Annotated in this window: 23 protein-coding genes; 5 read left to right on the top strand and 18 right to left on the bottom strand. The window is 66.8% G+C overall.

Going from position 1 to position 19,724, the window contains the following annotated elements:
* Positions 1 to 47 precede the first annotated feature (47 nt).
* The 4 genes from ASF60_RS02065 to ASF60_RS02050 form a co-directional block, all read right to left on the bottom strand.
* Positions 48 to 572: a DUF2937 family protein gene (locus ASF60_RS02065; protein WP_056180067.1), complete on the bottom strand. Its 525-nt coding sequence runs from the start codon at positions 570 to 572 to the stop codon at positions 48 to 50.
* 66 nt (positions 573 to 638) lie between these two features.
* Positions 639 to 818 (bottom strand): hypothetical protein, encoded by a 180-nt coding sequence (locus tag ASF60_RS25415; RefSeq protein WP_244478290.1) that lies wholly within the window; start codon positions 816 to 818, stop codon positions 639 to 641.
* A gap of 116 nt (positions 819 to 934) precedes the next feature.
* The gene (locus tag ASF60_RS02055; protein WP_056179468.1) at positions 935 to 1,936 is read right to left on the bottom strand and encodes a WD40 repeat domain-containing protein; all 1,002 of its coding nucleotides are present in this window, start codon (positions 1,934 to 1,936) and stop codon (positions 935 to 937) included.
* A 35-nt stretch (positions 1,937 to 1,971) separates the two neighbouring features.
* The gene (locus tag ASF60_RS02050) at positions 1,972 to 2,655 is read right to left on the bottom strand and encodes a YoaK family protein (RefSeq protein ID WP_056179465.1); all 684 of its coding nucleotides are present in this window, start codon (positions 2,653 to 2,655) and stop codon (positions 1,972 to 1,974) included.
* Positions 2,656 to 2,823: 168 nt separating this feature from the next.
* On the opposite strand from ASF60_RS02050, the gene ASF60_RS02045 reads away from it, so the two are divergent.
* From ASF60_RS02045 to ASF60_RS02035, 3 genes are read left to right on the top strand one after another with little or no spacing between them, the layout of a single operon-like run.
* A complete protein-coding gene (locus ASF60_RS02045) occupies positions 2,824 to 3,252 on the top strand; it encodes a response regulator (protein ID WP_056179462.1) in 429 nt (142 codons plus the stop codon).
* Between the two features lie 46 nt (positions 3,253 to 3,298).
* A complete protein-coding gene (locus tag ASF60_RS02040) occupies positions 3,299 to 3,661 on the top strand; it encodes a hypothetical protein (protein WP_056179460.1) in 363 nt (120 codons plus the stop codon).
* A gap of 55 nt (positions 3,662 to 3,716) precedes the next feature.
* On the top strand, positions 3,717 to 4,790 hold the full coding sequence (locus ASF60_RS02035) for an ROK family protein (RefSeq protein ID WP_056179458.1): 1,074 nt from the start codon (positions 3,717 to 3,719) through the stop codon (positions 4,788 to 4,790).
* An 18-nt stretch (positions 4,791 to 4,808) separates the two neighbouring features.
* Here the strand turns inward: ASF60_RS02035 and ASF60_RS02030 are convergent, their stop codons facing one another.
* The 14 genes from ASF60_RS02030 to ASF60_RS01965 form a co-directional block, all read right to left on the bottom strand.
* Entirely contained in the window at positions 4,809 to 5,390 is a 582-nt protein-coding gene (locus ASF60_RS02030; RefSeq protein WP_244478289.1) for a DUF2939 domain-containing protein, read from the bottom strand.
* Between the two features lie 47 nt (positions 5,391 to 5,437).
* Complete coding sequence (locus tag ASF60_RS02025; RefSeq protein WP_056179451.1) at positions 5,438 to 5,995, bottom strand: RNA pyrophosphohydrolase; 558 nt, start codon at positions 5,993 to 5,995, stop codon at positions 5,438 to 5,440.
* Between the two features lie 61 nt (positions 5,996 to 6,056).
* On the bottom strand, positions 6,057 to 7,277 hold the full coding sequence (locus ASF60_RS02020) for a divergent polysaccharide deacetylase family protein (protein ID WP_200940886.1): 1,221 nt from the start codon (positions 7,275 to 7,277) through the stop codon (positions 6,057 to 6,059).
* Between the two features lie 134 nt (positions 7,278 to 7,411).
* A complete protein-coding gene (locus tag ASF60_RS02015) occupies positions 7,412 to 8,734 on the bottom strand; it encodes a S41 family peptidase (protein WP_056179446.1) in 1,323 nt (440 codons plus the stop codon).
* Positions 8,734 to 10,023, bottom strand: a complete 1,290-nt coding sequence (locus ASF60_RS02010) for a murein hydrolase activator EnvC family protein (protein ID WP_443136720.1) — start codon at positions 10,021 to 10,023, stop codon at positions 8,734 to 8,736. The genes ASF60_RS02015 and ASF60_RS02010 overlap by 1 nt, the downstream gene beginning before the upstream one ends.
* A gap of 47 nt (positions 10,024 to 10,070) precedes the next feature.
* Positions 10,071 to 10,574 carry a 23S rRNA (pseudouridine(1915)-N(3))-methyltransferase RlmH gene (gene rlmH / locus ASF60_RS02005; protein ID WP_056179440.1) on the bottom strand — a complete coding sequence of 168 codons (504 nt, stop codon included), beginning with the start codon at positions 10,572 to 10,574 and terminating at the stop codon, positions 10,071 to 10,073.
* 13 nt (positions 10,575 to 10,587) lie between these two features.
* Positions 10,588 to 10,929 (bottom strand): ribosome silencing factor, encoded by a 342-nt coding sequence (gene rsfS / locus ASF60_RS02000; RefSeq protein WP_338011489.1) that lies wholly within the window; start codon positions 10,927 to 10,929, stop codon positions 10,588 to 10,590.
* A gap of 172 nt (positions 10,930 to 11,101) precedes the next feature.
* A complete protein-coding gene (locus ASF60_RS01995; RefSeq protein WP_056179437.1) occupies positions 11,102 to 11,725 on the bottom strand; it encodes a nicotinate-nucleotide adenylyltransferase in 624 nt (207 codons plus the stop codon).
* Between the two features lie 30 nt (positions 11,726 to 11,755).
* On the bottom strand, positions 11,756 to 13,054 hold the full coding sequence (locus ASF60_RS01990; protein ID WP_056180061.1) for a glutamate-5-semialdehyde dehydrogenase: 1,299 nt from the start codon (positions 13,052 to 13,054) through the stop codon (positions 11,756 to 11,758).
* Positions 13,055 to 13,160: 106 nt separating this feature from the next.
* Positions 13,161 to 14,297, bottom strand: a complete 1,137-nt coding sequence (gene proB, locus ASF60_RS01985) for a glutamate 5-kinase (protein WP_056179434.1) — start codon at positions 14,295 to 14,297, stop codon at positions 13,161 to 13,163.
* Between the two features lie 76 nt (positions 14,298 to 14,373).
* Entirely contained in the window at positions 14,374 to 15,408 is a 1,035-nt protein-coding gene (obgE, locus tag ASF60_RS01980; protein WP_056179431.1) for a GTPase ObgE, read from the bottom strand.
* A gap of 159 nt (positions 15,409 to 15,567) precedes the next feature.
* Positions 15,568 to 15,834, bottom strand: coding sequence for a 50S ribosomal protein L27 (gene rpmA / locus ASF60_RS01975; protein ID WP_056179428.1), 267 nt, complete (start codon positions 15,832 to 15,834; stop codon positions 15,568 to 15,570).
* Positions 15,835 to 15,873: 39 nt separating this feature from the next.
* Positions 15,874 to 16,188, bottom strand: a complete 315-nt coding sequence (gene rplU, locus ASF60_RS01970; RefSeq protein WP_055947814.1) for a 50S ribosomal protein L21 — start codon at positions 16,186 to 16,188, stop codon at positions 15,874 to 15,876.
* Between the two features lie 210 nt (positions 16,189 to 16,398).
* Positions 16,399 to 17,931, bottom strand: coding sequence for a helicase HerA-like domain-containing protein (locus ASF60_RS01965; protein WP_056179425.1), 1,533 nt, complete (start codon positions 17,929 to 17,931; stop codon positions 16,399 to 16,401).
* Positions 17,932 to 18,106: 175 nt separating this feature from the next.
* On the opposite strand from ASF60_RS01965, the gene ASF60_RS01960 reads away from it, so the two are divergent.
* On the top strand, positions 18,107 to 18,496 hold the full coding sequence (locus tag ASF60_RS01960; protein WP_056179422.1) for a DUF2267 domain-containing protein: 390 nt from the start codon (positions 18,107 to 18,109) through the stop codon (positions 18,494 to 18,496).
* Positions 18,497 to 18,696: 200 nt separating this feature from the next.
* Positions 18,697 to 19,719 (top strand): GNAT family N-acetyltransferase, encoded by a 1,023-nt coding sequence (locus ASF60_RS01955; protein ID WP_056179419.1) that lies wholly within the window; start codon positions 18,697 to 18,699, stop codon positions 19,717 to 19,719.
* The last annotated feature ends 5 nt before the right edge of the window (positions 19,720 to 19,724 follow it).

Here is a 19,724-nt window from a genome sequence, read left to right as displayed (position 1 = left end):
TGTAGACGTCGTGCAACAGTCGGGCCTCCGCGGCCCGGCGCTCTGGTTCATGCCCGCCGGGGCACGGGTCGCGTGCGTCGGCCGACGACGCGCTGGCCGAGATCCACGAGCAGGCGAAGACCCGCCCAGGCGACGAGAAAGCCGAGCAGTCCTGCCGTCACGCCATCGGCCGTCGTGGGAATGGCGGGCGCGTAGTCCTGATAGGTTGCGCGCGCGAGAGCGAGGTCGGGATCACGCAGCAGGACGACGACGCGTCCGAGAGGCCCGGCTGCCTCTGCGAGCGCTTGGCGCTGCCGGGTCAACGCAGCGAGGCGCGCGATGTCCTGGCGAGCTGCCTCGCCGCGGCGGGCCACCAGTGCATCGCCGTCGCTGCGCAGGCGTGCGACAGCATCGTCCCGGCTTCGGCCAGTCGCGACAGCATCGGCTTCGAAGCCGGAGACGACACGGCGGAGTTCATCAAGGGTGCCGCCGAGTCGCTGGGCATATTGCTGAGCGAATTCCGGGGCCTGCGCCGCGATCGCGCCAACGAGGAGCCCGAGGGCGAGCCCGAGAGTGCGTAGGACGCGAAACATCGGCACCTCTGCGCGCTTGCGGGTGTGAGACAAAGCGTGGCGGCACGGCCGGTTCCGGTCGTTCCATCACGCCTCGCGCTCGCCCTCCTCCCTGGCGAACGCTTCGACGATGTCGGCCTCCGTAATCTCCGGCATCGCACGCAGGACCTTGATGGCACGAGTCGGCCGTCCGGACACCATGATGAGGATCACAGTCTCCAAGCCGGGGCAGGCCGGATCAGCACAGACAATCTCGCTGGCCTTCACGACGGCAGAATCCGGCAGGGCGCTACAACGTCGGACCCAGCCGACGATCGCCGCGCGGGCCGCCTGATCCGCAGGGGGGCGGCGGGCTCCAAATCCCAGCAAGGCCACGATGCGCCTCAGGCCGGAAGGTTGAGGATGCCGGCCTGCCCATCGGCGCAGCCAAAGGCAAGACGATTGCCGCGCCCATCCCAGGCCAGGGCCGAGATGGCGCTGTCTTTGACCGCCCGGCGCACCAGCAACTCGGAGGCGTCCGCGAATCGCACGAGCAGGATGCAGCCGTCCTCGTAGCCAATGGCCAACACGAGTGCCTTGGGGTGAAACGAGACGCGCGAGACTCGCGCCGGGCGCACGCCGCACTCGCGGGGGGCCTTACCGGTCGGGCCTTCCTTCGAGTCGAACGGCCAGACGATGGCCGCCTCGGCGCCGCTCGTGGCGAGCCAGTCGCCGTCGCCCGACCAGGACACCGAGCGCACCTTCGCCGGGTAGCCGGACATCCGCATATGGCCGCGGTCGGGCTGAAGGCGCCAGCCATGCAGGGAGTTCTCTTGCATGGTGGTCACCACAAAACGACCGTCCGGCGACCAGGTCACGTCGATATGAGACCCCTTCCACTCGACGAAATCGGGCGCGGTTTCGAGGTTCGGATACCAGAGGGTGGCGCCGTTGTAGTGTGCGACCGCGAGCCTGTAGCCCTTTGGCGCGAACGCAAGCCCGCGCGCTGTGGAGGGGGCCGCGAAGGTCTTCTCGCGGCCTTTGGCATCACGGGCGACGACGTTGCGGCCGGCCGCATAGGCGATGCCTCCATCGGCATGCAGGGCGAGAGCGTCGATCCAGGCGCCGTTCTTCACGCTCGCAACCTCGATGACCTCGCCCCGGCCCGATATCGCCACAACCCGTCCGTCATCGCCTCCCGTGACGAGGCGGCGGCCGTCACTGGCACCCACGAGAATACCGGCATCCGGATGCGCCTCCACCCGCTTGGCTTCTTCATCCGACACGACAAGAACGGCGCCGTCGCCGAGCGCGAACGCGACCGTGTCCTGCAGCCAGACCGCCTGCGTGACGTGGGCGCCGGCCACAACCGGCATGACGTGATCGAGGAGGGAGGGGGCTCTCATGCGGACAGATCTCTCGAAGCGCGAAACTCGCGGCCTCACCTCGCAACGATCTTGGTGCCACTCCCCTTGGACACGGGAGTGCGCGCGATCAGGATCGTCGCGACGAGCGCGAGGACACCGGCGATGCCGGCGGGAATAGCGAGGGCATACAACGCCAGCTTCCCATAGGCGACCGTTCCGGCGATCGATCCGATCAGGAGCGAGAACCAGACGACGGCATCGCCGACCCAGGCCAGACGGGCGCCGCGGCGTGCGAGTGCCAGCGCCAGTTTCTGCCCGAAGCCGAACAGCGCTCCCGTGACGAAGGTGGTTCCGGCCCGGAAGCCCTGAACATGCGAGAGCACGGCGTTCTGCGCACCCATGGCGAGGGCCAGCATGAGGGACGCGATGCCGGAATCGGGAGCCGCCGTCGCAGCCTGGAAGGCCGCACTCACCACCGCCGTTTCAAAACCGAGGATGACCGGCGTGACCCAGCGCGCCGGGGTCAGGGCCGAGAGGCCGCCGCCGCAGATCCCACCAAGCAGGAACGCGAGAATCAAGAGCGCCGGCAACAGCGCGTGGTGCAGGTTGCCGTGTCCGAGCGAGACCGCGAACTGGGTGGTATTTCCGCTCATGAACGAGGTGTAGAGGCCGCCGAGCCGGATGAAGCCAAGAGCGTCGACGTAGCCTGCAAGGGCCGTGAGGACGACTCCGAAGCCGAGGTGCCAGGTACGGGTCATGGATGCTGCGCGCACCCGTTCACCACCGAGCCCGCAAGGTTAAAGCTTCGCTTACCAAGTCCGCGCAATTGGAGTGAATGGCAGCGAACGATGCCGACCGGCCGCCCGTTTGTCTTGCGATCCGGCACGGGCCTCAGGGCCTCACGCCGGGTGAGTCGGAGTTGCGTCATGATTTCCTTCGCTTGCGCTTTTCCCACCGTGCCCGCCTTCCGTCCGCGCATCGCCACCGAGACCGTTCTGGTGGTCGAGGATGAGGCGATGGTTTGCGAACTGGCTGCCGAGGCCTTGCTCGACGAGGGCTACCGGGTCCTCACGGCAGCCGATGCCGACGCAGCCGAGGACATCCTGGCGCGGGAACGGGTGGACCTGCTCTTCACCGATATCGATTTGGCTCGCAACACGAACGGCATCGCGTTGGCGCATCGCGCGCGCCGGCACTTGCCGAACCTGCCGGTCGTCTACACCTCGGGAGGGCGCGGACATTTGTCCCAGGCCGATGCGGTCGCGCATTCCATCTTCGTTCCCAAGCCCTACCGGCTGAGCCAGCTCGTGGCCCTCGCCAACGAGATCCTGCGTTCCGACCCTCAGCACGCCTGAACCGGCCGCGCATCGTGCGCGCGCCGCCCCCCCCTGGAGCCCCACGATGCGCACCCCCCTCGCCACCGCCCTCGTTCTTTTCGCCAGCGCTGCCGCGGCACAGGCCGCCTGCGATGTGAAGGGCGCGAAGCTCGAAGAGGCGATCGCGGCGAAGAGCGAGCTGCGTGAAACCGCCAATAAGCAGACGGTGCGGGACCTGCGCACCCTTCGGGATGCCGCCATCGTGCTCGAAACCTACAAGTACGCCGCCGAGTGCGAGCGCCTCGTGGAGATCGTGCGCGCGCTGGCGGCCAATCCCGAGAAAACGATCGAGCGCGGAGGCGATACGGACGAGGACAAGGCCGAGGATCTCATGGAAGCCCGCGAGCCGAAGGCTCCGACCGCCGGAGAAACCCTGAAGCCCAAATAAACGGCTTGGGCGTTGAGGTGCGCATGACAGTGAGGCGTGGGGCAGACGAAACGGCATGGTCAAGGACATTCAGTTCCGCGAGGCGGGTCTCGCGCACGCGGCCCAGAGGCTGCCCTCCGTCGTAGTCGACGACTACAACATCGAGCTGAAGGACGGTGACGGCTTCATCGGCGATCGGGTCTCCAAATCAGCTTTTCGCGAGATGCTGGAAGCGTGCCGCGACAGCCTACGCGCGCTCGGTCCCGATCCTCTCGGCGACAAGAAAAGCTGTGATTTCTCGAAGCGGCGCCTCGACCAGATTCTGGTCGCCGACGACCCGCTCGCCTCGGGCGTCGTGTTCAGCGCTATCGAGGGCTTCGGACAGGAACTCGCGCGAGTGGTCAAAATCTTCCTGAACCAGGACGGGTGGGCCGGAACGCAGGCGATCGTGGTCGGCGGCGGGTTCAGCGACAGCCAGGTCGGCTGCCTCGCCATCGGTCGAGCCGGTGTCCTCCTGCGCGCAGCGGGTATCGATGTGACCCTCGAGCCCATTCGGCACCATCCCGACGAGGGCGGCCTGATCGGTGCGGTGCATCTGGCGCCCGCATGGATGTTCGCGGGATATGACAGTCTGCTCGCCGTTGACATCGGTGGCAGCAACATCCGTGCCGGCGTGGTGACGACGAACCTGAAGAAAGCGCCGGACCTCTCTCGCAGCGAAGTGTGGCGCTCGGAGATCTGGCGACATCGCGACGAAGATCCGATGCCGAGTCGGGACGAGGCTGTGGACCGGCTGATCGGTATGCTGTCGGATCTCATTCGCCGAGCGGACCGGGCCAGCTTCAGCTTGGCTCCCTTCATCGGCATCGGCTGCCCGGGCATGATCGAGGCCGATGGTACGATCAAGCGTGGTGGACAGAACCTGCCCGGACACTGGGAAGGCGACGACTTCAACCTTGTGGAGCGGATCGCGGCAGCGATCCCCAGGATCGGGGATCACGCCACCATGGTGGTGATGCACAACGATGCCGTGGTCCAGGGACTGAGCGAGGTCCCGAATCGCCAGGATGTTACCCGCTGGGGGGTGCTCACCATCGGCACCGGGCTCGGCAATGCCCGATTCACGAACCGGGGTGCGGACGAACCCTGATCCGCCGCACCTGAGCTGTCAGCGCGTCTTCGCGCTGGTGCGTACGAAGGACTGGGCGATGCGCTCGCGCAGCTCTTCGTTCAGTTCGATATCGACGAGGCGCCACGACCAGCCGCGGAGGCGCAGGCGGATCCGCAATCGCCGATCCCTCCCCGCCTCGGGTGGTATGCCGATCACGACGGTGCGGAACCCGCGCATCTCGGAGGCGCGATAGAACGGGATCAACCGCCGGACGCTTTCGATGTGCAGGCCACCTGCGGACTTGGTCTTCGGCCCGTCGCGTCCGAGCTCGACGGATTGCGGCCAGCCGTCGTCCAGAAGGTCGACCACCGTGGCAGGTGTCACCAGAGCCTCGGCGATTGGGATCGCCAGGGCGGCGGCGGCCTCGGCGATGCGCTGCCGATCCCGCGGCTCGACATCGGGTGCCGCCGGATCGGGCGCCTGGGCGGCCGCGACCGCCTGTCGGATGACCGACAATCGGAGAGTCCGGAAATTGACGTGCCGGGCGATGTAGTCCGTGTCGTGGGCCTGAACGGCGCGGGCCAGATCGTATAGAGCCCAGAGCGGGGTCAGCGTAAACGCGAACCAACCGATGACCAACAGAATCGGAATCGACCACCAGCGCATCGTGACCCGGCCTCAGGCGATCACGTGGCGGCGTGCCATGTGGTGAGCCCCGCGAAGGCATCCACCACACCCTCGTAGACCGGACGCTTGAACGGGACGATCAGGTCCGGCAGGCCGGACATCGGCTCCCACCGCCACGCATCGAACTCCGACGGGAAAGCCCCCGCGCCCGGATTCGCAACGTCGATCTCGTCGTCGGAGCCAACGAAGCCGAACGCGAACCATTTCTGGGTCTGGCCCCGGTATCGCCCCTTCCAGGCCTGCTTCAGCACGGCCGGCGGTAGATCGTAGGACAGCCATTCCGGCGCCTCGCCGAGGCGGACGACCGACGCCGAGGAAACATTGGTCTCCTCGTAGAGCTCGCGCAGCGCCGCGGCCTCGGGGTCCTCGCCGGCGTCGATCCCGCCTTGAGGCATCTGCCAGGCACGACCATCGGCAATGTGCTCCGGACCTGCATCTGCCCGGCGCCGTCCAATGAAGACGAGCCCAGCGCGCGAGATCAGGGTGATACCGACGCAGGAACGGTACGGAAGATCGGCGCCGTCGGCGGTCGGAGATGCGGTCATGGCGGGGACCATAGGCAGGCCGGTGAGGTGTCGCAACGCACGAAACGGCGTCGCCACGCAATTCAGAGTGGGGTCATGGCCGGTTGCTGGTCAGACGGGTGCCTGCACCGCTGCCGCCCAGGGCCACGCTGACGGGGACAAGCCTGATCCCCCGCATCTCCGCTTCGGCGGCCCAGCGGGCGATTCGGTCGATGCTCATCGGGAGCGCGCTGGCAGAGGCAAAAGCGAACCCCTTCTGCCGCGCCTGAGCTTCGAGGCGAGCCAGCTCCCGATCAATGGCGTCGGGACGCGGAAGAGCGTCGAGGACGATCTCTGCGCGGGCGACAGGCACTTTCGCTTTGGTAGCCAAAGACGCTGCCATTGAGCGCGGCGAGGTGCCGTCATCGACGAAGCCGAGGCCACGGGCACCGATCTCGCGCAAGATTGGCTCCAAAGCGGCCGGGTCGCTCGTGAGTTTGGCACCCATGTAGTTCACGATCCCGATGAACCCGGAGAACCGGCTCATCACCCAGCTCAAGCGATCGAGGTTCTCGGGCGGACGCGAGCTGGTCAGCAAGGTCTGTGGACCAGGGTCGCTGTCGGGATAGTCGAAGGGCTCCATCGGGGCCTGAAGCAGGGCTTCGTGCCCGGCTTCGCGGGCTCGCGCGACGGTTCGCTCAAGATCGCTGCCATAGGGCGCGAAGGCGAGGCTGACTGCCGGTGGAAGCCGGGTGATGGCGCTGGCCGTGGCCGCTTGGCTAATTCCGAGACCCGAGACCAGAATGGCAACCCGAGGGCCGGCTCCGCCGGTATCGGGCCGCGCATAGACGTCGAGCGCACGCAATCTGCCTTCGCCGAGACGCGGTATGTTGCCGTGGCGGCCGCGCTCGACGAGGCGCGGATCGGGAGCGGCGCTCAGGCGGATTGGTGCCGCGGAAGGGACCTGGATCACGACCGCGTCGGTTGGCGCCGCCGTTCCAGTCGGGCGCACCACCGTCACACCGGAGGCGTTCTCGACATCGCTGGCACTGCTGGAACCTGTTTTCGGACGTTCGACATTGGCTTGCACCTGGGCCGAAGCTTCGGGAGCAGCCTCCGACTGGCGCAGCGCGATGATCGCGGTAGCGCTCGGCTCGCCCCCCCCGGGATCGCCCACGACCATGAGAATGCTGGTACCCAGAACGAGGCCCGCCACGAGGCCGCCCAGCACCATCGGGGCGGTGACGCGCGCCTGCCGCAGCGACCGCAGCCAGGAACCAGCCTTGGGCTTGCCGCCGAGCGGTCGGGTCAGGATTTCGTCGGTGGCCACGCGCAGCCGCTTCCCCAGGCTCCCGGTCCGAAGTTTGTGGCGGTTCCGCCCGAAACGGCGACGGCCCCCAACATCGGTCCTGAACCGACATTGGGGGCCGCGGTGGTTAAGGCTTCGCTAAGGCGCGCCGGGCATCCGCCTCAGTTCGGCACAACTGCCTTCGGCGTGTTGGCCGCGCCCTTCTGGATTCCACGCAGGAAATCGAAGGCTGCCGTGAGCTGCTTGTCCTTGGCCGGGTCCGGCGGAACGTAAGCGGACGACCCACCGCGCTCCTCCACGTCCTTCTGCTTCAGGTGCCCCTTCAGGCCGGCCTCGCCCTTGGTCTCGTCCTTGCCCTTCAGTTCGTCCGGCACTTCCTGCAGGACCTCCTGATCCGGCTCGATCCCCTTGGCCTGGATCGAACGGCCCGACGGCGTGTAGTAGCGCGCGGTGGTCAGGCGGAGTGCACCGCTTCCGCCGAGCGGGATGATCGACTGCACGGAGCCCTTGCCGAACGACCGGGTGCCCAGCACCGTGGCACGCTTATGATCCTGCAACGCACCGGCAACGATCTCGGAGGCCGAGGCGGAACCGCCATTGACCAGGACAACAATGGGCTTGCCCTTGGTTAGGTCACCGGCCTTGGCCGAGAACCGCTGAGTCTCGTCCGGATTGCGGCCGCGGGTCGAAACGATCTCTCCGCGATCGAGGAAGGCATCGGAGACCATCACGGCCTGGTCGAGAAGGCCGCCGGGATTGTTGCGCAGATCCAGCACGTAACCCTTGAGCTTGTCGGCGCCGATGTCGGTATTGAGCTTATCGATCGCGGCACGCAAGCCATCGAAGGTTTGCTCGTTGAACTGAGTCAGGCGGATGTAGCCGATGTCGCCGCCCTCGGCGCGCGAGCGCACCGGCTTGATCTTGATCACATCGCGATTGAGCGTGACTTCGATCGGATCCTTCGACTCCTTGCGGCTGATCTTCAGCTTCACGGGCGAGTTCACAGGACCGCGCATCTTGTCGACGGCCTGGTTCAGGGTGAGGCCCTGAACCTGATCCTCGTCGATCTGAGTGATGATATCGTTGGTGAGGATACCGGCCTTCGAGGCGGGGGTGTCGTCGATCGGCGTGACGACCTTGATCAGGCCATCCTCCATCGTGACCTCGATACCCAGGCCGCCGAACTCGCCGCGTGTCTGCACCTGCATGTCGCGGAAGCTCTTGGAGTCCATGTAGCTCGAATGCGGATCGAGCGAGGTGAGCATGCCGTTGACGGCCGCCTCGATCAGCTTCGCCTCATCGGGCTTCTCCACATAGTCCGTGCGGATTTTCTCGAACACGTCACCGAACAGGCTGAGTTGACGGTAGGTCTCGGCGGAGGCCGCAACCGCGCTCGTCCCCGAGAGAAGGCGGGTCTGGGTCGCGACCATGGAAGACCCGACGCCGAGGAACGCGCCGACTAGAACGAGGGAAACCTTGCGCATTATCCGCGAACCTTCTCGCTGGGGCTTTTCGCCCACCAAGGCTCCGGGTCGATGGAGCCGCCGTCTTTTCTGAACTCAACGTATAAGACCGGATCGCTGCGATCACCGCCCGCCGCTTCGGGACTGGTGCCGCCCTCCCCCATCGCCGCCACCGGCTCGCCCGCGAGCACGAACTGGCCGACCTCGACGTTGATCTGGTCCATCCCCGCCAACAAGAGATAGTAGCCATCGCCGGCGTTGATGATCAAGAGTCGCCCGTACGACCGGAACTGGCCGGCAAAGGACACCCAGCCATCGGCCGGTGAGGAAACCACTGCTTTCGGCCGGGTCGAGAGCGATATGCCGCGGGTGCTTCCGCCATTACCATCGGGCTGGTTGAAGCTGCGCAGGAGGGCGCCGCTGACCGGGCGCGGCAGGTCCCCCCGCGTGTCGACGAAACGGACCTTCGGCGCCAAGCGAGCCGGGTCACGCGCCGCGGCGACCGCGAAGCGTTCCTGCGTGGCGCGGACCTCGCGGGATTCGGCGGCCCGGGCCTCCTCGGCGGCCCGCCGTGCCGACGCGACCTCCCCCTCCATCCGGTCGAGCAATTCCTTCAAGCTGCGAGCCTGAACCGAGAGTTCGGCAGTGCGGGTCCGCTCGGCGGCCAGCCCGCTCTCGACCTCGGCCTGTCGTGTCCGGCGCGCCGCAATGAGAGCATTCAGGCGCTGCTGTTCCCGCGCCCAACCCGCCAGATCGTTGGTCAATCCTTCGCGATCGGCAGCGATGAGACCCTTCAGGCGGACGAGTTCGGTCAGGTCGCCGGCCAGGGTCTCGGCTTCCCCGCGCAATTCGGGCACGACTGCACCAAGCAGCATCGACGTGCGGATGACCGCGAGCACATCCTCGGGACGGACCAGGACCGCCGGCGGCGGCCGGCGACCCATGCGCTGGAGCGCCGCAAGGATCTCCGCGATAACGCCCCGCCGGGATTCGAGCGAGCGCCGAAGTGCCGTCTCACTGGTTCCGAGGGTCTTCAGGCGGTCCTCGAGTCGGCTCATACGGACTTCGGTGGCCTGGGCCTGACGCGCGGCATCGACGAGGGCGGTGTTCAGCTTGGCCCGGTCGCCGCCGATGGCGGTAATCTCGGCCTCGAATTTGGCCCTGGCTCCCGTACTGGCCGCAAGCGCGTCTTCGATGCGCTTCAGGTTGTCGGCGCGGCGGGTCTTCTCGTCGAGCGCGTTCTGGACAGCCTCCGGCGTCGAGGGCTCCTCGGCGCGGGGTACGCACGTAAGAGCGAAGAACGCGGCCATCATCAGGCCGCTCCTCACCCCAGTACGTCTACGTCGGGTGCCCGATGTCATCGGTCGTCGAGGTTTCCGCGGTGATACGGGTGGCCGGCAAGGATCGTCAGCGTGCGGTACACCTGCTCCAGGGCGAGGACGCGCACAAGCCCATGCGGCAAGGTGGCGGCTCCGAACGACAGGGCCAGTTCGGCACGCGACCGGACGGACGGGTCCAGACCATCAGCGCCCCCAATCGCGAGGATAAGGGCTGAGCGTCCTGCATCACGCCAGCTCCCGACACGCTCCGCTAGGAGCTCGCTGGTCAGATCGGAGCGTCCGCGCTCGTCGTAGACAGCCAGCACGGCACCGGTTGCGGAAGCGTGCCCAAGGATGGCCGCCCCCTCCTCGGACGCACGGTCCTGTGCGCGCCGTGCGCGGCTCTCGGGAATTTCGGCGATGTCGCAGGCTGCGAACCCGAGTCCCCGCCCGACTTGAACGGCTCGCTCACGATATCGCGCGGCAAGATCTCGTTCGGGACCGGGCTTCAGACGGCCAACTGCCGCGACCAGCAAGCGCACGATGCGCTGGACTTCATTCGGCCAGGGCAGCGGCGGGACGGTCGGCCCCCCACATCTTTTCCAGATTGTAGAAGCCGCGCACTTCCGGTCTGAAGATGTGCACGATGATGTCGCCGGCATCGATCAACACCCAATCGCAAGCCGGAAGTCCCTCGACCCGAGCCGTACCAAGCCCTTTGGACTTGATCTCCTGGAGGACGCGATCCGCGATCGCGCCGACATGGCGCTGAGAGCGGCCTGACGTGATAATCATCGTATCGGCCAGGGAGGTTCGGCCCATGAGATCGATCTCAATCGTCTCCTCGGCCTTCATGTCCTCGAGACATTCGAGGGCGAGACTCCGGAGATCGTCGATCTTCCGGTTGGTGGATTCCTCGGAGCCCGGGGCTCCGGTGTGGACCGCGTCGTTCAGCGTCTGGGTTCCTGCAATCGCCATCGTCATCCCACCATCGTACTCCGAATAGGGATAAAGTGGAACGTGGCTCTTGCCTTTTCCATCGAAGGCGCCCGCCGTCCCGTACAGACGCCTACGCGAACACGTCTGGTGCGGCTCGCAGAGCCGTGGACGAGAGGGTCGAACGCGGCCCGTGGAGAAAAACCCAAGCTGGCGCTGCGCGATCAGGCAAGCTTGCCGCCTCCGACTCCGCGATGCGCCAGCGCGCAAGGACGCGGGCGGCGCGAGCGGCCGGTGCGGTCAGGGTGAAGCCCGGACGATCGACGATGGCGAGCGGCATCAGGGCGGCAATCTCCGAATATCCCTGCCAGCGGTGAAATGTCGCGAGGCTGTCGGCTCCCATGATCCAGACGAACCGCACAGCCGGATTTCTCTGTGTGAGGAACCGCAAGGACTGACGGGTGTATCGGGCGCCGATCTCCGACTCGAAATCCGTGACCCGGATTCGGGGATGGTCGGCGACGCGCTGCGCCCGTTCGACCCGGCGGTTGATGGCAGCGAGGTCGCCCCGATCCTTCAAGGGGTTACCTGGCGTCACCATCCACCAGATCGCATCAAGCCGCAGCCGCTTCAGGGCGACGAGGCTGACATGCCGATGGCCGAGATGCGCCGGATTGAACGAGCCCCCGTAAAGACCGATGCGCAGGCCCGGCGAAACGGGTGGCAGATGCGCCGGGCCCGACGCCTCAAGGCGCATCGCGCCTCGATCGGATCGCGGGAGTTGGCGTCAAGGGCGCGTCTGCCCGTTGCCGTGAACCCGGTACTTGAAGGTGGTCAGTTGCTCGACCCCCACCGGCCCACGTGCGTGCATGCGTCCGGTGGCGATGCCGATCTCGGCACCAAAGCCAAACTCCCCGCCGTCGGCGAACTGGGTGGAGGCATTGTGTGTGACGATGGCCGAATCGACCTCCGCCAGGAAGCGTGAGGCTTCCGTCAGGTCATCGGTGATGATCGCGTCGGTGTGATGCGATCCGTTGGTCTCGATATGTTCGATGGCGGCATCGAGACCGTCGACGACCCGAACCGAAATGATGGCGTCGAGATATTCGGTGCGCCAATCGACCGGCGTGGCGGCGCTAACGCGGGCATCGATCGCCTGCGTGGCCGAATCGCCGCGCACGGCGCATCCGGACTCAAGAAGCGCAATGACGAGCGGCGCCAAATGCGTATCGGCGCAGGCGCGGTCGACAAGCAGGGTTTCGGCGGCCCCGCAGATGCCGGTGCGCCGCATCTTGCTGTTGAGCACGATGGTGCGGGCCATCTCGAGGTCCGCGCCCGCCGCGACGTAGACATGGCAGATACCGTCGAGATGCGCGAAAACGGGGACGCGAGCTTCCGCCTGCACCCGCTCGACCAGACCGCGCCCGCCGCGCGGCACGATGACGTCGATACCACCGTCGAGGCCGGACAGCATGGCGCCGACCGCCGCGCGATCCCGGGTCGGCACGATCTGGATGGCGTCGGCCGGAAGACCCGCCGCCTCCAGCCCTGCCCGCATGGCACGCGCAATGGCCATGGCAGAGCGGTGGCTGTCGGACCCGGCGCGCAAGATCGCCGCATTGCCCGCTTTAAGGCAGAGCGCGCCCGCATCGGCCGTGACGTTGGGCCGACTCTCGAAGATGACGCCGATGACGCCGAGAGGCACGGCAATGCGTTCGATCAACAAGCCGTTGGGCCGCTCGAAGGCAGCGATCTGCCGCCCCACAGGATCAGGGAGCGCTCCAATTTTGGCCACCGCGTCGGCAATCGCCCCCAGACGCCCTTCGTCCAGGGTGAGGCGGTCGAGGAGCGCCTGGGTCTGGCCCGCGGCGCGAGCCGCCTCGACGTCGAGAGCGTTTTCCGCCAAAATCGTGTCTCGTTCCGCCCGGAGGCGTTCGGAGATGAGGCGAAGCGCGGTGTCCTTGATCTGAGCTGGAGCGAGAGCGATCTTGCGGGCCGCAGCACGGGCACGCTGGCCCAGGGCGTTCATCTCCGCGGAGAGATCGGCGGGGGGCGTAAACTCAGATCGCAGGTTCAGAACGGGCACGGCCTTCATCCTCGCGACCGTCGCGATGGCACGCGGCCGCCTTGTGTTCCGACCCGTCATGCCACGCCGGAGGCCATTAGAACAAGCTTACGGGCTGACGGATCAGCTATTCCCCCACCATCGCGAGGTCATCGCGGTGTACCATTTCCGCGCGTCCCGGATGGGTCAGAAGATCGGCGATTTCCCGGCTCGGCCGGCCGATAATGCGCAGGGCCTGGTCGCTGTCATAGGCCACGAGTCCGCGTCCAAGGGTCCGTCCAGCTTCATCCCGGATCACCACGGCATCGCCGCGTCCGAACCCGCCCTGGACGCGGGTCACGCCCACAGGCAGCAGGCTGGCGCCACCCTGGAGAGCACGCGCGGCGCCAGCATCGACGGTGAGGATACCACGTGGCTCCAGAGAGCCGGCGATCCAGCTCTTGCGCGCCGTCACCGGGTTCGAGCCTGATAGGAACCAGCTGCAGCGCCCGCCCTTCAGGATGGTACGCAGCGGATTCTTCTCGCGCCCATCGGCAATGACCATGTGGGTGCCGCCGCTCGCAGCGATCTTGGCTGCTTCGACCTTGGTGCGCATACCGCCGCGCGAGAGTTCGGAGGCCGGACCACCAGCCATCGCCTCGATCTCCGGCGTGATCCGCTCGATGATCGGAAGGTGCTGCGCATTCGGATCGGTATGCGGCGGGGCCGAATAGAGCCCGTCGATGTCAGAGAACAGCACCAGGACGTCGGCTCCGATCATCGTGGCGACGCGGGCGGCCAGACGATCGTTGTCGCCGTAGCGGATCTCGCTCGTGGCGACCGTGTCATTCTCGTTGACGACCGGGACGGCGCGCACTTCGAGGAGCTTGAGCACCGTGGCGCGGGCATTGAGGTAACGCCGACGTTCCTCGGTGTCCTGCGGCGTCACCAGGATTTGCCCGGCGGCGATGCCGTGATGCCCAAGGGCCTCGGACCAATGGCGCGCCAGGGCGATCTGCCCCACGGCCGCTGCGGCCTGGCTCTCCTCCAGGCGTAGGGTGCCGGGCGGATAACCGAGCACCGTCCGGCCGAGCGCGATGGCGCCCGATGAGACAACCAGCACATCCGTCCCGCTGGCGTGAAGATCGGCGATGTCCTCGGCCAAAGCGCTCAGCCAGGCATGGCGCAGACGACCGCGCACGCGGTCAACGAGCAGCGCCGAGCCCACCTTGATGACAATGCGGCGGAAGTCTTGGAGCTTGGGAATCTGGACGTCGGTGGTCATCGGCAGTGTCGGCGGGAGGACGGTGAAGCGTTTGTGACGAGCGCGTGTCGCCGGCACAAGGGCCGTGCGCTCCCGTTCAGGGCTGCCACGCCTCGGCCGGCTGCGCCTCAGCCTCTGCCAGCTTCGCCGCATCCATCTCGCGAGCAAGCGCCCGCAGGGCCTCCTGCACACCGAGGCCCGTGGCTGAGGAAAGCACCAGCGGCTTCTTCTTCGAGGCACGCTTCAGACGGGCAACCTGCTCCTTCAACACATCCGGGTCGACAACGTCGGCCTTCGAGAGCGCGACGATTTCGGGCTTTCCGTCGAGGCCGTTGCCGTAGGCTTCCAGTTCGCGCCGGACGAGCTTGTAGGTCTGGCCGGCATGCTCGTTCGTCGCCTCCACCAAGTGGAGCAGCACCCGGCAGCGCTCCACGTGGGCCAGGAACTTGTCGCCCAAGCCGACGCCGTCATGAGCGCCCTCGATCAATCCCGGAATGTCGGCAAGCACGAATTCCCGCTCATCGGAGCGCACGACGCCGAGTCCCGGATGCAGGGTGGTGAAGGGATAATCGGCGATCTTGGGCTTGGCCGCCGTCACGGTAGCGAGGAAGGTCGACTTGCCAGCATTGGGAAGCCCGACCAGTCCCGCATCGGCGATCAGCTTCAGGCGCAGCCACACCCACTGCTCATGGCCTTCCAAGCCCGGATTGGCGTGCTTCGGTGCCCGATTGGTCGACGTGGTGAAGTAGGCATTGCCAAAACCGCCGTTGCCGCCCTTGGCGAGACGCACACGCTGGCCGACATGGGTCATGTCGGCGATCAGGGTCTCGCCGTCCTCGGCCAGGATCTCGGTTCCGGCAGGAACCTTCAGCACCACATCGGCGCCGTTGGCACCGTGGCGGTTGGAGCCCATGCCGTGCTCGCCTTTCTTGGCCTTGAAGTGCTGCTGGTAGCGGTAGTCGATCAGGGTGTTGAGGCCGTCGACGCACTCGACCCAGACATCGCCGCCGCGCCCGCCGTCGCCACCGTTCGGGCCGCCGAACTCGATGAACTTTTCACGGCGGAAGGCCACGCATCCGGCGCCACCGTCGCCGGAGCGGACATAGACCTTGGCTTCGTCGAGGAATTTCACGGGCGGGCTCGGATCAGTTCGGATGTCGGGATGTCGTGTGTCGCCGGAACGACAAAGCATGAAACGACAACGGGGAAGATGGTTTCCCATCTTCCCCGGGATCATGTGGTGGCTAGGCCCTCTCCCGGGAAGATCCCGTGAGAGCCTCGGGGAAGCGCCTTACTCGGCAGCTTCCTGCATCGGGACAACGGTGACGAAGGCGCGACCGCGCTTCGTCTCAAACAGCACGCGGCCGGCCGCCTTGGCGAACAGGGTGTGGTCCGTGCCGATGCCGACATTGGTGCCGGGATGCCACTTGGTGCCGCGCTGGCGCACGATGATGTTGCCCGGAATGACGGCTTCCGAACCGAACTTCTTCACGCCGAGGCGCTGACCAGCCGAGTCGCGGCCGTTGCGGGACGAGCCGCCTGCTTTTTTATGAGCCATGGGAAATTACTCCGAAGTCTTGGATCTCAGGTCGGATCGTCAGGCGCTGATGCCGGTGATGCGGACCACCGTGTGATGCTGGCGGTGGCCCCGCTTGCGGCGGGAGTTCTGACGGCGGCGCTTCTTGAAGGCGATGACCTTCGCGTCGCGGCCGTGGCTGACGATCTCGCCGGTGACGCTGATGCCCGAGAGCAGCGGCGCGCCGACCTGAGTGGCGCCTTCGCCGTTCGTGAACAGGAGCACGTCACCGAAGGTGACGGCCGAACCGGCTTCGCCTTCGAGCGTGGCGATCGTGATGGTGTCGTTGGCGGCAACGCGATACTGCTTGCCGCCCGTCTTGATGACTGCGAACATCGTTCTCTCTTCGTGTTCTCTGCCGGCCTCCGGCGCGCCTCGCGGCGAATCCTGGACCGTCTTCTTGTTCAGGTCATCCGCACCATCGGATCGAGCCGGGGGCGAACGCGAAACGCGCGGACTTCGTCGAGGAAGCCGCGCGAGAGGGGGTGGATAGGCGGGGATGGGGTGATTTGTCAATGACGGCGGGTGGCACCGAGGTGACCGGGCCTACCGCTTCGTCAATCCGCCGAGCACGTTGCGAAGGATCGCATTGCCCACCTCGGTCCCGACTTTCCGTGCCATCGAGCGCGCGGCGTTGCCGAGGACCTGTTCGGCAAGGCTCGGGGGCGGGCGGCGCCCCTTCCCCACCGGCTTGGTGCCGAGAACGCCGCCGAGCCAGCTCCCGAGCATCCCGCCCAAACCGCCCTCCGTCACCTCCGGGCCGTCGGTTCCGCTGCCGTCGAGCCCCTTGCGGGCGGCCAGCATCTCGTAGGCACTCTCGTTGTCGACGGACTGGTCGTACTTTCCGTGCACGGGACTTTTTGCGATCAGATCGGCCCGCTCGGCCGGTGTGATCGGACCGACTCGGCCCTGCGGGGGTGCGATCAGGGCGCGCTCGACCACGGACGGCGTGCCCTTGGCTTCCAGGAACGAGACGAGCGCCTCACCAACGCCGAGTTCGGTGATCGCCTTGGCGACGTCAAAGCCAGGATTCTGGCGGAATGTCTCGGCGGCGGCCTTCACGGCGCGCTGATCGCGGGGCGTGAAGGCGCGCAAGGCATGCTGCACCCGGTTTCCGAGCTGGCCGAGGACCGATTCCGGTACGTCGAGAGGATTCTGCGTCACGAAGTAGACGCCGACGCCCTTCGAGCGGATCAGGCGTACCACCTGCTCCACCGCATCCAGAAGGGCCTTCGGGGCATCGTCGAACAGGAGGTGCGCCTCGTCGAAGAAGAAGACGAGCTTCGGCTTGTCGAGGTCGCCGACCTCCGGCAGCTGCTCGAACAGCTCCGAGAGCATCCAGAGCAGGAACGAAGCGTAGAGCCGGGGCCGCTGCATCAGCTTGTCGGCGGCCAGGATGTTGACGATGCCCCGGCCCTCGCGGTCCACCCGCATGAAGTCGTTGAGGTCGAGGGCCGGCTCGCCGAAGAACCGGTCGGCGCCCTGGTTCTCCAGCATCAGGAGTTGTCGCTGAATGGCGCCGACGGAGGCCGCCGAGACGTTGCCATACTGGCCCGAGACCGCCTTCAGGTTCTCGGTGAGGTAGAGCAGCAGGGCACGGAGGTCCTTGAGATCGAGGACCGGCCATTTGTTGTCGTCCGCGACCCGGAAAGCGATGTTGAGCACGCCCTCCTGGGTGTCGTTGAGTTCCAGCAGGCGCGCCAGCAGCAACGGCCCCATCTCGATGACGGTGCAGCGGATCGGATGGCCCTGATCCCCGAACAGATCCCAGAACACGGTCGGAAAGCGGTCGGGCTGGTAGGGAATGCCGAGCTCGTCGGCGCGCTTGACGAAGACCGGCTTCGACTCGCCGGCAACGGCCAGCCCCGAGAGATCGCCCTTGATATCGGCGGCGAAGACCGGGACGCCGGCATTGGAGAATCCCTCCGCCATCACCTGCAGGGTCACGGTCTTGCCGGTGCCCGTCGCTCCGGCCACGAGGCCGTGGCGGTTGGCGAGCCGAAGCGTCAGGCCCTCGGGTTTTAGACTTCCATCCTTGAGGGGCGCCTTGCCGACCAGGATCGTACCGTCGTCCTGCATGATCGTCCGCTCCTCGTGCCCGTCGCAGCGCCGAAGCGTCGACCGTGAGCGTTATGGCGCCCGGGCGCGGCATTTTCCAGCGGTTCGCCGAGCGCTCTTGATTTCGCGTCGGCGAGGCCGGATGGACAAGATCCCGACTGTGCAGAGATGCCGACCGTGCAGGAGTCCGTTTAAGATGGAAGAGTTGATCGCCCGCGTAACGACCCGGACCGGCCTTGATGCCGCAACGGCGCAGACCGCCATCGGCCACATCCTGGCCTTCCTGCAGAAGGAGGGGCCGGCCACGGAGGTGAGCCAGTTGCTCAGCGCTCTGCCGGGATCCGAGGCCGCGATCGCCGAAACCAATGCCGGCGAAGCCGGCGGCGGCGGCCTGATGGGCATGCTCGGCGGCATGATGGGTGGTGGCGTCATGGCGCTCGGGCAGAAGCTGATGGCTGCCGGCGTGCCGATGGGCCAGATGCAGCCGCTCGGCCAGGAATTGTTCGCCTATGGCCGCGAGAAGGCCGGCGAGGACGTGATGGGCCCGATCGTCGGCTCCGTCCCGGGCCTGAACCAGTTCGTCTGAGACCAGCGTCGGATCCTTCGGCGACTACCCATCGGGACGTCGCCGGAGTGTGGACCTTCTCCTCCGGCAAGCCCCTCTGGAAAAACAGCAATCCTTGTCATAAAAGCGTGTGCGCTTCGTGGTGATGTGACCTCCCGAAGGCACGAGGCCAAGGGCTCCAGCGGAGCACGCCTCGCGGTCCCGACAGGGCGGATTGGACGATGGTCCCGAACTTCGCGCGCGATGCCTCCACGGCGTGGCTTAATGGCTGGGAGGCGCACGTTCATGCGCCCTTCGCCCGGCTGAAGCAGCGCACCGCCGAAGCGGGGCGCAGTGGGCTTCTGCTCCCGGCGGGTGGGGCACCGATCCGGTTCAAGCCCCGCCTCAGAACGCCCCTCGCCGCCCCGGGGCTCGCGCCGACCCTCGGCCGTATCGGCTCCCTCGAGGTGCGGCTGGCCACCTCCGCTTCGGAGATCCGGCGGGCGCAGCGCCTGCGCTACCGGGTGTTCTTCGAGGAAATGTCGGCCGTCCCGAGCGGTCTCGCGATGCTGTCGCGCCGCGACGTCGACGAGTACGATGCGGTCTGCGACCACCTCCTGGTGATCGATCACGCCGCCACGGACACGCCGAACTTCGCCGCCAAGCCGTTCCGGCGCACCCAACCCAAGGTTGTCGGGACCTACCGTCTGCTGCGGCAGGATGCGGCCGACCGCAATTTCGGGTTCTACACGGCCGGCGAATACGACATCGCCCCTCTGATGGCGGCCAATCCGGGGGCGCGGTTCCTCGAACTCGGGCGCTCCTGCGTGCTGAAGCCCTATCGGACCAAGCGCACGGTGGAACTGCTCTGGGCCGGAATCTGGGCCTATGTTCAACACCATAGCATCGATGCCATGCTGGGCTGCGCCAGCCTGGAGGGGACGGACCCGGATCGGCTCGCACTCCCCTTGAGCTTCCTGCACCACCATGCCCGGGCCTCGGAGGGTTGGTGTGCCCGCGCCCTGCCGGAGCGCTACGTGGCGATGAACCGGGTGGCTCGCGAGGCCGTGGACCCGAAGGCCGCGCTCCAGGCGCTGCCGCCGCTGATCAAGGGCTACCTGCGGATCGGCGCGACCTTCGGCGACGGGGCCGTCGTGGACCATCAGTTCGGCACCACCGACGTCTTCGTGGTGCTGCCCGTCTCGGCCATCGCGGCACGCTACCGGGAGCATTTCGCGCCGGCGGCGAACCGCCAGGCGGCGTAAGGCAA

It is taken from the genome of Methylobacterium sp. Leaf113 (assembly GCF_001423325.1).
GTDB lineage: Bacteria > Pseudomonadota > Alphaproteobacteria > Rhizobiales > Beijerinckiaceae > Methylobacterium.
The sequence above is the reverse complement of the archived record's forward strand: the minus strand, read 5'-3'. Positions and strand labels throughout refer to the sequence as shown.

Bases quoted from the DNA above. Each gene is read 5' to 3' on its own strand.
- ASF60_RS02065 (WP_056180067.1), bottom strand. From the start codon at position 572: ATGTTTCGCGTCCTACGCACTCTCGGGCTCGCCCTCGGGCTCCTCGTT.
- ASF60_RS02055 (WP_056179468.1), bottom strand. From the start codon at position 1,936: ATGAGAGCCCCCTCCCTCCTCGATCACGTCATGCCGGTTGTGGCCGGC.
- ASF60_RS02050 (WP_056179465.1), bottom strand. From the start codon at position 2,655: ATGACCCGTACCTGGCACCTCGGCTTCGGAGTCGTCCTCACGGCCCTT.
- ASF60_RS02045 (WP_056179462.1), top strand. From the start codon at position 2,824: ATGATTTCCTTCGCTTGCGCTTTTCCCACCGTGCCCGCCTTCCGTCCG.
- ASF60_RS02040 (WP_056179460.1), top strand. From the start codon at position 3,299: ATGCGCACCCCCCTCGCCACCGCCCTCGTTCTTTTCGCCAGCGCTGCC.
- ASF60_RS02035 (WP_056179458.1), top strand. From the start codon at position 3,717: ATGGTCAAGGACATTCAGTTCCGCGAGGCGGGTCTCGCGCACGCGGCC.
- ASF60_RS02025 (WP_056179451.1), bottom strand. From the start codon at position 5,995: ATGGTCCCCGCCATGACCGCATCTCCGACCGCCGACGGCGCCGATCTT.
- ASF60_RS02015 (WP_056179446.1), bottom strand. From the start codon at position 8,734: ATGCGCAAGGTTTCCCTCGTTCTAGTCGGCGCGTTCCTCGGCGTCGGG.
- ASF60_RS02010 (WP_443136720.1), bottom strand. From the start codon at position 10,023: ATGGCCGCGTTCTTCGCTCTTACGTGCGTACCCCGCGCCGAGGAGCCC.
- ASF60_RS01995 (WP_056179437.1), bottom strand. From the start codon at position 11,725: ATGCGCCTTGAGGCGTCGGGCCCGGCGCATCTGCCACCCGTTTCGCCG.
- proB (WP_056179434.1), bottom strand. From the start codon at position 14,297: ATGACCACCGACGTCCAGATTCCCAAGCTCCAAGACTTCCGCCGCATT.
- rpmA (WP_056179428.1), bottom strand. From the start codon at position 15,834: ATGGCTCATAAAAAAGCAGGCGGCTCGTCCCGCAACGGCCGCGACTCG.
- rplU (WP_055947814.1), bottom strand. From the start codon at position 16,188: ATGTTCGCAGTCATCAAGACGGGCGGCAAGCAGTATCGCGTTGCCGCC.
- ASF60_RS01965 (WP_056179425.1), bottom strand. From the start codon at position 17,931: ATGCAGGACGACGGTACGATCCTGGTCGGCAAGGCGCCCCTCAAGGAT.
- ASF60_RS01960 (WP_056179422.1), top strand. From the start codon at position 18,107: ATGGAAGAGTTGATCGCCCGCGTAACGACCCGGACCGGCCTTGATGCC.
- ASF60_RS01955 (WP_056179419.1), top strand. From the start codon at position 18,697: ATGGTCCCGAACTTCGCGCGCGATGCCTCCACGGCGTGGCTTAATGGC.